General features: G+C 52.9%; 17 protein-coding genes. 8 read left to right on the top strand and 9 right to left on the bottom strand.

Going from position 1 to position 13974, the window contains the following annotated elements; translation table 11 throughout:
* Positions 1–84 precede the first annotated feature (84 nt).
* Complete coding sequence (locus MUA00_RS14880; protein ID WP_271123806.1) at positions 85–642, top strand: YtfJ family protein; 558 nt, start codon at positions 85–87, stop codon at positions 640–642.
* Here MUA00_RS14880 and cysQ read toward each other — a convergent pair.
* Positions 632–1378: a 3'(2'),5'-bisphosphate nucleotidase CysQ gene (gene cysQ / locus MUA00_RS14875; RefSeq protein WP_271123805.1), complete on the bottom strand. Its 747-nt coding sequence runs from the start codon at positions 1376–1378 to the stop codon at positions 632–634. The two genes, MUA00_RS14880 and cysQ, sit on opposite strands and share 11 nt — an antisense overlap.
* 203 nt (positions 1379–1581) lie before the next feature.
* Between cysQ and MUA00_RS14870 the strand changes: the two genes are divergently transcribed.
* Positions 1582–3513 carry a bifunctional 2',3'-cyclic-nucleotide 2'-phosphodiesterase/3'-nucleotidase gene (locus MUA00_RS14870; protein WP_271123804.1) on the top strand — a complete coding sequence of 644 codons (1932 nt, stop codon included), beginning with the start codon at positions 1582–1584 and terminating at the stop codon, positions 3511–3513.
* A gap of 99 nt (positions 3514–3612) precedes the next feature.
* Here the strand turns inward: MUA00_RS14870 and MUA00_RS14865 are convergent, their stop codons facing one another.
* A complete protein-coding gene (locus MUA00_RS14865; RefSeq protein WP_271123803.1) occupies positions 3613–4005 on the bottom strand; it encodes a winged helix-turn-helix transcriptional regulator in 393 nt (130 codons plus the stop codon).
* 89 nt (positions 4006–4094) lie between these two features.
* Between MUA00_RS14865 and MUA00_RS14860 the strand changes: the two genes are divergently transcribed.
* The 4 genes from MUA00_RS14860 to ytfE all read left to right on the top strand — a co-directional run bounded on the left by MUA00_RS14860 (position 4095) and on the right by ytfE (position 7641).
* Positions 4095–4952: an SDR family oxidoreductase gene (locus MUA00_RS14860; RefSeq protein WP_271123802.1), complete on the top strand. Its 858-nt coding sequence runs from the start codon at positions 4095–4097 to the stop codon at positions 4950–4952.
* Positions 4953–5017: 65 nt separating this feature from the next.
* Positions 5018–5842: an AraC family transcriptional regulator gene (locus MUA00_RS14855; protein WP_271123801.1), complete on the top strand. Its 825-nt coding sequence runs from the start codon at positions 5018–5020 to the stop codon at positions 5840–5842.
* Between the two features lie 77 nt (positions 5843–5919).
* The gene (locus tag MUA00_RS14850) at positions 5920–6894 is read left to right on the top strand and encodes a DMT family transporter (RefSeq protein WP_271123800.1); all 975 of its coding nucleotides are present in this window, start codon (positions 5920–5922) and stop codon (positions 6892–6894) included.
* A gap of 84 nt (positions 6895–6978) precedes the next feature.
* Positions 6979–7641 carry an iron-sulfur cluster repair protein YtfE gene (gene ytfE / locus MUA00_RS14845; protein WP_271123799.1) on the top strand — a complete coding sequence of 221 codons (663 nt, stop codon included), beginning with the start codon at positions 6979–6981 and terminating at the stop codon, positions 7639–7641.
* 72 nt (positions 7642–7713) lie between these two features.
* Here the strand turns inward: ytfE and cycA are convergent, their stop codons facing one another.
* Together cycA and fklB are read right to left on the bottom strand one after the other, a co-directional pair.
* A complete protein-coding gene (gene cycA / locus MUA00_RS14840) occupies positions 7714–9126 on the bottom strand; it encodes a D-serine/D-alanine/glycine transporter (RefSeq protein ID WP_271123798.1) in 1413 nt (470 codons plus the stop codon).
* 291 nt (positions 9127–9417) lie between these two features.
* Positions 9418–10038, bottom strand: a complete 621-nt coding sequence (gene fklB, locus MUA00_RS14835; protein ID WP_271123797.1) for an FKBP-type peptidyl-prolyl cis-trans isomerase — start codon at positions 10036–10038, stop codon at positions 9418–9420.
* Between the two features lie 237 nt (positions 10039–10275).
* Here fklB and MUA00_RS14830 point away from each other — a divergent pair, with 237 nt between their 5' ends.
* Complete coding sequence (locus tag MUA00_RS14830) at positions 10276–10875, top strand: OapA family protein (RefSeq protein WP_271123796.1); 600 nt, start codon at positions 10276–10278, stop codon at positions 10873–10875.
* A gap of 69 nt (positions 10876–10944) precedes the next feature.
* On the opposite strand, the gene rplI is transcribed toward MUA00_RS14830, so the two are convergent.
* From rplI to rpsF, 4 genes are read right to left on the bottom strand one after another with little or no spacing between them, the layout of a single operon-like run.
* The gene (gene rplI, locus MUA00_RS14825) at positions 10945–11397 is read right to left on the bottom strand and encodes a 50S ribosomal protein L9 (protein ID WP_271123795.1); all 453 of its coding nucleotides are present in this window, start codon (positions 11395–11397) and stop codon (positions 10945–10947) included.
* Between the two features lie 41 nt (positions 11398–11438).
* The gene (gene rpsR / locus MUA00_RS14820) at positions 11439–11666 is read right to left on the bottom strand and encodes a 30S ribosomal protein S18 (protein ID WP_000135199.1); all 228 of its coding nucleotides are present in this window, start codon (positions 11664–11666) and stop codon (positions 11439–11441) included.
* A 4-nt stretch (positions 11667–11670) separates the two neighbouring features.
* The gene (gene priB, locus MUA00_RS14815; RefSeq protein ID WP_167609871.1) at positions 11671–11988 is read right to left on the bottom strand and encodes a primosomal replication protein N; all 318 of its coding nucleotides are present in this window, start codon (positions 11986–11988) and stop codon (positions 11671–11673) included.
* A gap of 6 nt (positions 11989–11994) precedes the next feature.
* A complete protein-coding gene (gene rpsF, locus MUA00_RS14810) occupies positions 11995–12390 on the bottom strand; it encodes a 30S ribosomal protein S6 (RefSeq protein WP_271123794.1) in 396 nt (131 codons plus the stop codon).
* 353 nt (positions 12391–12743) lie between these two features.
* Here rpsF and yjfY point away from each other — a divergent pair, with 353 nt between their 5' ends.
* Positions 12744–13019, top strand: coding sequence for a DUF1471 family protein YjfY (yjfY, locus tag MUA00_RS14805; RefSeq protein WP_271123954.1), 276 nt, complete (start codon positions 12744–12746; stop codon positions 13017–13019).
* Between the two features lie 109 nt (positions 13020–13128).
* On the opposite strand, the gene yjfP is transcribed toward yjfY, so the two are convergent.
* Positions 13129–13857 (bottom strand): esterase, encoded by a 729-nt coding sequence (gene yjfP / locus MUA00_RS14800; protein WP_271123793.1) that lies wholly within the window; start codon positions 13855–13857, stop codon positions 13129–13131.
* Positions 13858–13974 lie beyond the last annotated feature (117 nt).

Genomic DNA, 13974 nt, shown 5'->3' with positions numbered 1-13974 from the left:
CCTATATAGCACTTATGCTTAAAGCGTCAGGGCCAAGTGGTCCGATCACCTGCAAAATTTCCTGTATAAAACAAGGAGTCAACCATGACCCTGCGAGCTACGCTTGCGCTTACTGCTTTGCTGCTGCCATTGATGGCTTCAGCGCATAATTTTGAGAAAAACCAACGCGTCGCTCCGGTTGGTATTGCCGACAAAGGCGAGCTGGTTCTCAGTAACGATAAGTTTAGCTATAAAAACTGGAATAGCGCGCAGCTCACCGGAAAAGTTCGAGTGCTGCAGCATATTGCCGGGCGCTCCAGCGCTAAGGAGAAGAATGCCGGCCTGATTGAAGCCATCAAAGCCGCGAAATTCCCGCACGATCGCTACCAGACAACAACCGTCGTTAATACTGACGATGCTATCGTGGGCACCGGTATGTTTGTGCGCAGCAGCATTGAGAGCAATAAAAAGCAGTATCCATGGTCGCAGTTTGTGGTGGACAGCAACGGCGTGGCGAAAAAAGCCTGGCAACTGGAAGACGGAGGCTCGGCAATCGTGGTGCTGGATAAAAACGGACGTATTCAGTACGCCAAAGATGGCTCGCTGACGCAGGCAGACGTGCAGCAGGTAATGAACCTGCTGCAGGAATTACTCAGTAAATAGAAACCCGGAAGCCTGGGTTTAAGAAAGACTCGCGCGGGGTATAGTCAAGCGGCTTGCCCTGCCAGTCATGGACGTGGGCGCCGGCCGCTACCGCAACGGCGTGGCCTGCTGCGGTATCCCAGATATTGGTTGGCCCGAAGCGCGGATAAAGCTGCGCCTGGCCGTCCGCCACCAGGCAGAACTTCAGGGAAGAGCCAATCGCGGTAGTCTGATGCTCTCCCATCTGCTGGAGATATTCTTTCAGCTCGCCGTTGCTGCTGGCATGCGATCGGCTGACCACAACTAAAGGAGGACGGGCGTCACGCACGTGAATCTGGTTTCGCACGCCGCATTCTTCTTTCCATGCTTTACCTTCGGCAGCGCTGTACATAACATTCAGTACCGGGGCGTAAACCACGCCCAGCACGGCTTTGCCTTTCTCAATCAGCGCAATGTTGACGGTGAACTCGCCGTTACGTTTAAGAAACTCTTTAGTGCCATCCAGCGGATCCACCAGCCAGTAACGATTCCATCCCTGACGGGTTTCCCAACTTTGCGGATCTTCCTCCGACAGCACCGGAATATCCGGCGTTAAAGTCTGTAACCCGTTGATGATAATAGTGTGAGCTGCGATATCCGCGGCGGTCACTGGCGAATTATCCAATTTTTGGGTCGCCTCCAGCGGTTTTTCCCCTTCATAAACCTGCATGATGGCGGCTCCCGCCTCTCGTGCCAGTTGGCAAATTTGCTCTAACATTCTCCACCTCATATTGTGTCGCTGTACGCTGCACCGCGCGAATAACTTATTGTTTTAGTTATATCTCATTGCGTCCTGATGCGCTATCTGTGAAGCGATTCCGGTTTCATCGCCCCGTTTTCTGGCAGACTTCACAAATTTGTAAGCAACAAACTGTAAATTCATTGCCTTTTGTGGCGTACCTCGAAAAAAGGACCTTAATCATGATCAAGTTTAGCGTAACCCTGCTTGCCACGCTGACTGCAGCCAGCGTGAACGCGGCAACGGTCGACCTGCGTATTCTCGAAACCACCGACTTGCACAGCAACATGATGGATTTCGATTACTACAAAGATACGCCGACCGAAAAATTTGGACTGGTACGCACGGCAAGTTTAATCAATGCCGCGCGCAATGAAGCCGTCAACAGCGTGCTGGTCGATAATGGCGACCTGATTCAGGGCAGTCCTCTTGGCGATTACATGGCGGCGAAAGGGCTGAAAGAAGGTGAGATCCATCCCGTCTATAAAGCGCTTAATACGCTGGATTATGCGGTAGGGAATCTGGGTAATCACGAATTCAACTATGGCCTGGATTACCTGCATAAGGCGCTGGCGGGCGCAAAATTCCCGTACGTTAACGCCAATATTATCGATGCAAAAACCAACAAGCCGTTGTTTACGCCTTACTTAATCAAAGAAACCGAGGTCAAAGATAAAGACGGCAAGACGCAAACATTGCGCATTGGCTATATCGGCTTTGTGCCACCACAGATTATGACGTGGGACAAAGCGAATCTGGACGGCAAGGTGACGGTTCAGGACATCACCGAAACGGCGAAACGCTACGTGCCGGAGATGCGCAAAAAAGGCGCTGATTTAGTGGTGGTGGTTGCCCACTCCGGATTATCGAGCGACCCGTATCACGCTATGGCAGAAAACTCCGTCTATTACCTCAGCGAGGTGCCGGGCGTCGATACCATTCTGTTCGGTCATGCGCACGCCGTCTTCCCGGGAAAAGATTTCGCTAACGTCAAAGGCGCGGATATCAAGAAAGGCACGCTTAACGGCATCCCCGCAGTGATGCCGGGCATGTGGGGCGACCATCTCGGTGTAGTGGATTTAGTGCTTAATAACGACGGCGGCGAGTGGAAAGTCGTCAGCAGCAAAGCGGAGGCTCGCCCAATCTATGACAGCGTAGCGAAAAAATCGCTGGCTGCGGAAGACGAAAAGCTGGTGAAAGTACTCGAACACGATCACAACGCCACGCGTAATTTTGTCAGCAAACCCATCGGCAAATCCGCAGACAATATGTACAGCTACCTGGCGCTGGTACAGGACGATCCGACGGTTCAGGTAGTGAATAATGCACAGCAAGCCTACGTCGAGAAATTTATTCAGGGCGACCCGGATCTGGCGAATCTACCGGTGCTGTCTGCCGCGGCGCCCTTCAAAGTCGGCGGGCGCAAGAACGATCCGGCAAGCTTTGTCGAAGTCGAAAAAGGCCAGCTCACCTTCCGAAACGCCGCGGATTTATACCTTTATCCGAACACGCTGGTGGTAGTGAAAGCGAGCGGTAAAGAGGTGAAAGAGTGGCTGGAGTGCTCAGCCGGGCAGTTTAATCAGATTGATGTCAACAGCAGCAAACCACAGTCACTCATCAACTGGGACGATTTCCGTACCTATAATTTCGATGTTATCGACGGCGTGAATTATCAGATTGATGTTTCACAGCCGGCGCGTTACGACGGTGAATGCCAGATGGTGAATCCAAAAGCCGAGCGCATTAAAGAGCTGACGTTTAAAGGCAAACCAGTCGACCCGAACGCGACATTCCTTGTGGCAACCAATAACTATCGCGCCTACGGCGGCAAGTTTGCCGGAACCGGCGACAGCCATATAGCCTTTGCTTCACCGGATGAAAACCGCTCGGTGCTGGCTAACTGGATAAGCGCTCAGAAAGAGATTCACCCGGCGGCGGATAACAACTGGCGCCTTGCGCCCGTTCACAGCAAGCAAAAGCTGGACGTCCGCTTTGAAACCTCGCCCGGGGAGAAAGCGGCGGCGTTTATTAAAGAAAAAGCGCAGTACCCGATGCAAAAAGTCGGCAATGACGATATTGGCTTTGCCCTTTATCAGCTCGATCTGAGTAAATAGTTTCATCTCAAACGTCGGATGGCGCGTTGCTTATCCGACATACGAATTATGGTTTTGTAAGGTGGATAAACATCAGCGCCATCCATCGCTTTGGCTGTATCAGGCGTCCCGTTCGCGGGACGCCATCACCTGCGGCAAATTCTCTTCTATCCAGTCGGCAAGCGCGGCGACTTTCTCAGCAACCTCATGTCCCAACGGCGTCAGGCTGTATTCCACATGCGGCGGGACGACGGGGTAAGATTTGCGATTCACAAAACCGTCGGCCTCCAGCCATTGCAGCGTTTGCGCGAGCATTTTTTCACTCACTCCGCCCATCTTGCGGCGCAGATCGCTAAAGCGATGCGTACCTTCCTGCAGCGCTACCAGAATCAACACTCCCCAGCGGCTGGTGACATGTTTTAGCACATCCCGCGACGGGCACTTCTCCGCAAACAGATTACCGTTGCGCATCTGCTCGGTTAACGTCGGCGCGCTTTGCAGGGTGTCACTCATTTCATACTTACCTTTTTGTTCGTACTTACTTAAAGTTAGTTAGGGTGCTAGTGTGACACAACTGTCCCAAAACACTAAGGCGTTTAATCATGATTGCTGTTACCGGTGTGTCCGGCCTGCTGGGCCGACTTGTTGTGGAAGATTTACTCCAGAGCGTTGAAGCTAAAAATCTGCTGGCGATTGTCCGTTCGCCGTCAAAAGTGAGCGACCTCGCTGAGCGCGGCGTGCAGGTGCGCGCTTCAGATTACAATGATCAAGCCGCCATGCAGCAGGCGCTGGCTGGCGTGGAAAAACTGCTGTTGATCTCCTCAAGCGAAGTCGGCCAGCGTGCGGTACAGCATCGTAACGTGATTGAAGCGGCTAAAGCGGCGGGCGTGAAGCTTATCGCTTATACCAGCCTGCTGCATGCGGATAGCTCGCCGCTGGGGCTGGCTGGAGAGCATGTCGCAACCGAGAAAATGTTAAAGGATTCCGGTATTCCATTCGTATTGCTGCGCAACGGCTGGTATACCGAAAACTATATCGCTAGCGTGCCGCCAGCCCTGCAACACGGCGTATTTATTGGTAGTGCCGGAGAGGGAAAAATCGCCTCGGCTTCCCGTGCGGATTATGCAGCCGCCGCGGCTAAAGTGATGACGCTGGATAACCAGGCAGGCAAGGTTTACGAACTGGCGGGAGATCGCGGCTGGACGCTGGCGGAGCTGGCGGCGGAAGTCAGCAAACAAAGCGGAAAAACCGTGGCGTATCAGAATCTGGCGGAAGCCGATTTTACAGCCGCTTTGCTGGGGGCAGGTTTGCCCGGAGGCCTGGCGGCAATGCTTGCGAACTCTGATATCGGTGCGTCCAAAGGCGGCCTGTTCGATGACGGTCGTCAGCTCAGCCAGTTGATTGGTCGTCCGACCACCACGCTTGAAGAGAGCGTTCGCGCCGCGCTGTCCGCGCTGTAATTGTTAACTATCCGTTAAACGCGGGCATCCCTATACTAATGGGGTGTCCGTACGGGGGAGTTAACGTGCAAGGCGTTCCTGAACAATTCAATGATGAAAAAGACTGCGCCCAGTTCCGGCACCTGTCGCAACTGTCCGGCGTGGAGCTTTATCATGCCCATATTTCACGCTATGCCTTTGAACCTCATACGCATGAAGCCTTTGGTATCGGCACCGTAACATGGGGAGCTGAACGTTTCCGCTACCGTGGAGCGCAGCACGTGGCAGCCCCGGGTTCGCTGATAATGATGAATCCCGACGAACTGCATACCGGAGAAGCGGCGACCGTCGACGGCTGGCAGTACCGCATGATTTATCTCGAACCAGACATGCTCGAAGCGATTACCGGCGAGCGCAACTGGTGGTTTAGCGAGGCGGTAAATCACGATCCGCTGCGTTCACGTCAGATTGCAGAATTGATTAACGGCTTATGGAGCACGGAAGACTCGCTCGCCCAACAAGGCTTGCTGTTCAATCTCATCGACACGTTTCGGCCCTACGCGCGCCATCAACCCGCCGGGTCGCAGGGAGCAGCGCATCGCTTTGAACGAATTCGCGAGTATTTACACGAAAACTACATGCATCCGGTGACGCTTGATGAGCTGGCGGTCGTTGTATCGCTCAGTCCATATCACTTTCAGCGCCAGTTCAAAGCCCATTTCCACGTTACGCCACATCAGATGCTGATGGCATACCGCCTGTGGTATGCCAAGCTGTTCCTGAGTAACGGAACCCCCGCCGCGCAGGTGGCGGCGATGTGCGGATTAACAGATCAGGCGCATTTGACGCGCGCCTTCGCCCGGCGCTACGGCATCACGCCCGGTCGCTATCAAAAACAGGTCAGCCGTTAGCTAAACCGCAAGCTGGTACAATACACGCCTTTTCCCCGTCCTTACACTTCACGCAAAGAACTAACCGGATGTGAAAGATGTTAACTGGCGTGCTGTATGCTTTGACGGCGGGGCTGATGTGGGGGCTGATTTTCGTCGGCCCAATTATCGTGCCGGATTACCCTGCGGCGTTACAGTCCACCGGGCGTTATCTGGCGCTTGGGCTAATTGCGATTCCGCTGGCTTACCTTGGGCGGCAACGCCTGCGCCAGCTTAGCGGCAAAGACTGGTTTACAGCGCTCGGGCTTTCAACCGTCGGGAACCTGATTTATTACGTCTGCCTTGCAAGCGCGATTCAACGCACCGGCGCGCCTGTTTCGACAATGATTATCGGCACGCTGCCGGTAGTTATCCCCGTTTTTGCCAACCTGCTTTACAGCAAGCGCGACGGTAAATTACCGTGGCGACGGCTGGCTCCTGCCCTGGTCATCATCGCGATTGGGCTAGTAATGGTAAATACCGCTGAATTACGCAATGGCCAGTTCGGCTTTAGCTGGTGGCGCTATGCGAGCGGCATCTGTCTGGCTTTGGTTTCGGTTGCCTGCTGGGCGTGGTACGCGTTAAGAAATGCGCGCTGGCTGCGTGAAAATCCAGATAAAAATCCAATGATGTGGGCCACCGCGCAGGGGCTTTCAACTCTGCCTTTTTCATTGCTGGGATATATCGCCGTTTGCTTTTTTATGGCACGAAGCAATGCTGACTTCGCGCTGCCTTTTGGGCCGCGGCCGGAAGTGTTCGTTACGCTGATGCTCGCTATCGCCCTGCTGTGTTCATGGCTTGGAAATCTCTGCTGGAACATCGCCTGTCAGCGCCTGCCGACCGTTATTGTCGGTCCATTAATTGTCTTTGAAACCCTGGCCGGGCTTGCCTATACCTTTATGCTGCGTCAAAGCTGGCCGCCGGTTTTGACGCTGCTGGGCATCCTTTGTCTGGTCATCGGCGTTGTGCTGGCGGTACTAACCAGGCCTCGAAAACACAAGGTATCCGACGCCGCTATTGCGCTGGATAAATAGCGCGCTACCTCAAAAGAGTCATAGCCTTTCTTTAAAGATGCATTTAATATGCATCTTATATTTTCTATGATGAGGTAAACGTTCATGGCCTTCCGCGACCAACCCTTAGGTGAACTGGCTTTAACCATTCCGCGTGCTTCTGCGCTGTTCCGCAAACTGGACCTGGATTTCTGCTGTGGCGGCAAACAAACGCTTGAACGCGCAGCGACCCGCAAAGAATTAGATCTGGATGCCATTGAGGCCGAACTGGCCGCTCTTGCCGAAGAGCCCGTTGAGAAAGAGTGGCGCACCGCGCCTCTTGCCGAAATCATCGATCACATTATCGTGCGCTACCACGACAGGCATCGCGAACAGCTACCGGAGCTTATTCTTCAGGCCACAAAAGTTGAACGCGTGCATGCGGATAAACCAAACGTACCGAAAGGCCTTGCGAAGTATCTCACCATGCTGCATCAGGAACTGAGCAGCCATATGATGAAGGAAGAGCAGATTCTGTTCCCGATGATTAAAAACGGCATGGGCTCACAGGCGAACGGTCCGATTAGCGTGATGGAAAGCGAGCATGATGACGCAGGCGAACTTCTGGAAGTCATCAAACACACCACCAACAACGTGACGCCGCCGCCGGAAGCCTGTACCACCTGGAAAGCGATGTATAACGGCATTAATGAGCTGATTGATGATTTGATGAATCACATTAGTCTTGAGAACAACGTGCTGTTCCCGCGGGCTTTAGCCGGCGAATAATAAGCCTGCCACTGTAGCGCCCCTCTCCCCAACCCTCTCCCGGGGGAGAGGGTTACGGTAAACCTGTCGCAGTTACTTCCGCATAGCCGCTACGCGTTTCTTGCCGATAAACATCCAGCCCAAACCTAACACCACAAACCACAGCGGCGTGACGATCAGCGCCTGACGGGTATCTTCTTCCAGCGTCAGCAGCACAATGACGAACACGAAGAACGCCATGCAAACCCAACACATCAGCTTGCCAAGCGGCATCTTATAAATAGATTTCTGATGCAGTTGTGGGCGCTGCTTGCGGTACACCAGATACGAGCAAAGAATAATCGTCCAGACAAACATGAACAGAATCGCCGACACGGTGGTGATCATGGTAAAGGCCGCGATCACATCCGGGTTAACGTAAAGCATTACCACCCCGCCCAGCAGGCAGATACAGGAGAACGTCAGGCCCTTTGCCGGAACGGCACGTTTAGAAAGCTTAGCGAACGCCTTTGGCGCCACGCCATCCTGCGCCAGGCCGAACAACATGCGGCTGGTTGAGAACACGCCGCTGTTAGCCGAAGAAGCTGCGGAAGTTAACACCACGAAGTTGATGATGCTTGCGGCGGCAGGCAGCCCCACCAGCACGAACAGCTCAACGAACGGGCTCTTGTCCGGCACTACGGAACTCCATGGCGTGACCGACATAATCACAATCAGCGCGAATACGTAGAACATAATGATACGAACCGGGATCGAGTTGATTGCGCGCGGCAGCGATTTTTCCGGGTCTTTAGTTTCCGCCGCCGTTGTCCCAACCAGCTCAATACCCACAAAGGCGAATACCGCTATCTGGAAGCCGGCAAAGAAGCCGCTCAGACCTTTAGGGAACCAGCCGCCGTCATTCCATAAGTTATTGAAAGAGGCCTCAACGCCGGACGGCGAATGGAAGCTAGTCAGCACCATCACCAGGCCGATAACAATCAGGGCGACGATAGCGACGATTTTGATCATCGCAAACCAGAACTCCATCTCCCCGAACATTTTCACGGTAGCCAGGTTAAGGCTCAGCAGCACTACCACCACGGCAAGGGAGGCGACCCAATCCGAAAGGCCGGGGAACCAGAACTGCGCGTAAGCGGTTATCGCCACTACGTCCGCCATACCGGTGACAACCCAGCAGAACCAGTACGTCCAGCCGGTGAAATAGCCGGCCCACGGGCCTAACAGATCGGCGGCAAAATCGCTAAATGACTTGTATTCAAGATTGGAAAGCAACAGCTCGCCCATCGCACGCATCACGAAGAACAGCATAAAGCCGATTATCATATAGACGAAGATTATCGACGGGCCGGCGAGGCTGATGGTTTTACCGGAGCCCATGAACAGGCCGGTGCCAATAGCTCCACCGATGGCGATAAGCTGAATATGTCGGTTTGTTAAATTGCGCCGCAGCGATTGTTCAGCCGGAGCCTCAGCTACGTCTGCAACTTTTATCTGATCTACCATGTCTTATTTTCCTGTACCTGTCTGTTGTGTTCGGGCTCTTCTGGCCCTTAAAACGTTATGTTTGGTGTGATGCTGCTTTCACAAAGCACATCGATACCAGGTAAGAATCGGCGGGTTGGATATTGATGACAAGCAACATGTTAATTTTTTGTTTGATTTGAGTGCGATATCACCCAGTAAACGCGATGAGCCTCACAGAAATACCCGGAACGGGGGCATATGCAAGATAAAATCACGCTTATTTGTTAACAGCCAAACGAAAACCCCGCCTGAGCGGGGTTGTTGGTCTGCTTACAGAATTTCCAGCAGTTCCACTTCGAAGACCAGAGTGCTGAACGGCGGGATGGATGCGCCAGCGCCGCGCTCGCCATAGGCCAGGTTTTGCGGGATAGTCAGTTCCCATTTAGAGCCAACCGGCATCAGGGTCAGAGCTTCAATCCAGCCTGCGATAACGCCGCTTACCGGGAACTCAGCCGGTTCGCCGCGCTGTACGGAGCTGTCGAAAATGGTGCCATCGATAAGCTTGCCTGTGTAATGCACACGGACATGATCTTTACGGGATGGGATTGGACCGCTACCCTGAGTCAGAACGCGGAATTGCAGACCAGATTCGGTGCTGCTCACGCCTTCTTTCTTGATATTTTCCTCAAGGAATTTCACGCCTTCAACGGCCATTTCTTTCTGGCGTTCCTGACGAACGGCATCGGCACGCTCGTGAACTTCGCGCAGCGCGCGGTGAACAACATCAACCGGAACTGACGGGGCATTCCCTTCCAGCGCATCACGCAGGCCTTCGACCAGCGCTTCTGGCAGCAGACCCTGCAGACCAGATTCACGCAGTTGTTGACCAACCTGTAAACCAATACCGTAACTTGCTTGCGCTTCGACGCTGTCAAAAGAAGGGGTTGTCATGAATTTTCCTTTAAGGTGTTTAAAAGCAGGCATGCAGCATAGCAGCGTCAACTAGCCGGGTAAAATGCAAAAGCCCCAAAGGTGACAAATGCGGACGAAACGGGAACAATGGCATCGCGAAGCGTTAAATTGCGGTTGAGCGTCACGTAAAGCTGGTTTGCTCACGGCATCAAACAGTTAGCGTTCTATAATGGAGTGGGGAAATGTACATTGCACATTATGTGACTATGAGGAGGGTTGCCGATGCGATTCGCTGTTAAACCTTGGCTGGCGCGGATTTGGCACGCACCTGAACATTTCCGGCTGATGGATCCGCTTCCGCCCCTGCATCGCCGGGGCATTATTATTGCCGCCCTCGTGGTGGTTGCCGGCTTTTTGTGGCCAACCGCTGATGAGACGACTCGTCCTGTCTCACGGGATGCGCATCTATCGATTGAATCCCAGTCGCCGATGCATGCCGAGCTGGTAAATCCGCCGACTACTGCCGCGCCAGCAACGCCGGTCGCGCCTTCACAAGTTGAAAATCAGCCGCAGACGCAGGCTCCTGTTCCCAATACCAATAACGATATTGAGGGGCAATGGCGTTCTTATCGTGTGGAATCAGGCCAGACTATGGCGCAGCTCTTCCGCGACCATAATCTCCCACCGGCGGACGTTTATGCGATGGCGCAGGTAGAGGGCGACGGCAAGCCGCTAAGCACATTACAAACCGGGCAGATGGTGAAAATTCGTCAGAATGCGAACGGGGTAGTGACGGGGCTAACGATTGATTCGGGCAGCGGCGGGGAGATTTTATTTACACGTCAACCCGACGGCAGCTTCCTGCGCGCCCAGTAATTTTAACTGATTCCTGAAATGCAAAACGCCGGCGCGAGGCCGGCGTTTTAACGTATACGTCAGCGTAAATTACGCTTCAGCAACTACGTTTACAGTCAGTTTAGCGAAGACTTCGCTGTGAACCTGGAAGTTCACTTCGTGCTCGCCGGTGGTACGCAGAACGCCGTTCGGTAAACGAACTTCGCTCTTAGCCACGTCAACGCCTGCTGCAGTTACAGCGTCAGCGATGTCGCGAGTACCGATGGAACCGAACAGTTTACCTTCGTCGCCTGCTTTAGACGCGATAGTAACGGTTTCCAGTGCGTTGATCTTCGCAGCGCGAGCTTCAGCAGCTGCCAGAACGTCGGACAGTTTAGCTTCCAGTTCTGCACGGCGTGCTTCGAAGTATTCAACGTTTTTCTTGGTAGCAGGAACAGCTTTACCCTGTGGTACCAGGAAGTTACGAGCGTAGCCCGCTTTAACGTTAACCTGATCACCCAGGCTACCCAGGTTTGCTACTTTATCAAGCAGAATAACTTGCATTACCTTATCCTCTCAAAGTCGTATTAATGGACCGTGCCCGATTACTGATGACGATCAGTGTACGGCAGCAGGGACAGGTAGCGAGCGCGTTTGATAGCGCGAGCCAGCTGGCGCTGGTATTTTGCACGGGTACCGGTGATACGGCTTGGGACAATCTTACCGCTTTCGGTGATGTAGTTTTTCAGCGTAGCGATGTCTTTATAGTCAATCTCTTGAACGCCTTCCGCGGTGAAACGGCAGAACTTGCGACGACGGAAATAACGTGCCATATGGCTAGTCTCCAGAATCTATCAATTCAATCTGCTCGGCATGCAATACCACTTTGTTCAGCCCATTTTTTGCCTGATGGCAAGTGATGAAGCCCTGAACCGTAAGTACCGTGCCGACCGTTATACTGTGAGTAATGGCCTGGTGTGCGTGCCCGCTAATAATAACTGGCATTCTGCACCATGCCTGCCGGTTAAAACCGGCTTCCTCTTGCACAGAACGATGCTCAAGCACGAACTGGCAATGAGGAATTCCTGACGGGCTGACCTTGCGAAGGGGCGTCTTGCACACTGTGCCAGACAACACCAGGCGGTTTGCCGTCATCAGAAATTACTCTTCAGAATCCCCAGCATCTGCATCATCAGCGGTTTCAGAAGCGAAATCATCGCGACGCTCACGGCGTTCGTCTTTCGCTTTAACCATTGGAGATGCTTCGGTAACCGCGTTTTTAACGCGCATAACCATGCTACGGATAACGGCGTCGTTGAAGCGGAAGTTTGTTTCCAGCTCATCAATCACTTCCTGCGGAGCTTCAACGTTCAGCAGAACGTAGTGAGCTTTGTGCAGTTTGTTGATTGGGTAAGCCAGCTGACGGCGGCCCCAGTCTTCCAGACGGTGGATCGTACCTTCTGCTGCAGTGATTGCACCAGTGTAACGTTCGATCATACCCGGAACCTGTTCGCTCTGGTCAGGATGGACCATAAAAACGATTTCGTAATGACGCATCGAATTGCTCCTTACGGATTATTCAGCCTCCTGATAGGGTCAACCGCGGCCCATGGAGGCAAGGAACGTGTTTGTGTGCGGCTGAAAATTTGACGCGCCATAATACAAGCGAGGCCCAATAAACTCAAGGCTGAAAGCAATTTAATTCTTTTGCATGGTGGCTAACAAATAAGCGCCCTGCTAACACCGTGAAATTTATAAAGTTACCCTGCGTTACTAAAAAATTTTGAAGAAGACCAACAGAAATGGTCACTTTTTATTCAACGACAACAGGTTACACTTATTTAACAGGCCGCCACGAAACGTTAACAGGAGCGACGACCACCGAAAATATTGTTGTAGTGGAGCGCATTATGAAAACTATCGCTTACGCCTTTGTCGCTGCATTTTTGCTATGTGCAAATGCGACGGCGGCAATCAAGATAGACAGCAAAGTCGCCAGAAATATGGATGATGTACAGAGCCTTGGGGTGATTTACATCAACCATAATTTTGCAACCGAGCAGGAGGCTGAGCTGGCTATTAATGAAGATGCGGACCGGCATGGCGCAAAATACTACCGCACCCTATTAATGAGAGAACCCGGTAGCAACGGCAATATGCATGTCAGCGCAGATATTTACAGGTAACAAGTTTCAACAGCGTTAACACCAGGAATGCCACAACGACATAGAAAGCCAACGTTTGACTTGCCCCCGAAAGGGGGCTTTTTTCTGGAAGCCTGGTCTGAAGACCCGCTTATAAATGTTGAGCAAAGAACTGCGCGGCAGCATCAAGCGCCGGAGGGGTGATGCGATGTTTCACGCCGGCTTCCCGCAGGCAGGTGAGATGCTTATCCAGGCCCTGTTGAATAAGCGCCTGCTGGAGCCGCCAGGTTTCAACGGCTGGCACCACGTCATCTTCTTCGCCATGCCACAGCAAAAGCGGGCGATCGCCAATACGCTCAAGCTGATGGCTGATGTCATATTCCGCAATCATGGCGAGGATTTCATCAAACTGCTGCTCCTGAGGCGGGAAGAGCGTTTTAGCAAGCGTCGAAAAATAGCCAGACCCCATCAGGCAGGCAACGCAGCGCACCTCCTGGTGACGGGCCATAATGCCCAGCGCCGTCATGCCTCCCATTGACGCGCCCCCCACGGCAAACTTCCCTTCTCTTATAAGCTTTTGATCCATTAGCGCCTGTCGAAGCTGGGCAAACTCATCAATACTTGTTTTGAGGATGGGCCAGAACTGCTGCAGGCGTGCATTTTCATCGCCGTTGAAACGTGCGCCGTGACCTTGTGCATCCGGCATTACGACACGCATTCCCGCCTGCGCCAGAGCAACAGCAAAATAGCTGTAAACCAGCTTCGATGAGGTAAAGCCGTGGTAGAACAAAACGGTGGGAAGCGCATTTTGTTTCTGTCCCGCAGGCACTGCGTGTAAAACCTCGATTCCCGCAAGTTGTTGTGTATAAATTTCTACCATTGCTCTTTCCCCCGATTCGCTGTGAACCCTTGTTGTAAGACAAGGGATTGCGAGGAGCAAGAAAATCACGCGAATGGATTATTGTAATGATGAGATCCAGCCTACGGTTTTCATTTG

The sequence above is a fragment of the Dryocola boscaweniae genome, assembly GCF_025215095.1.
GTDB lineage: Bacteria > Pseudomonadota > Gammaproteobacteria > Enterobacterales > Enterobacteriaceae > Dryocola > Dryocola boscaweniae.
The sequence above is the reverse complement of the archived record's forward strand: the minus strand, read 5'-3'. Positions and strand labels throughout refer to the sequence as shown.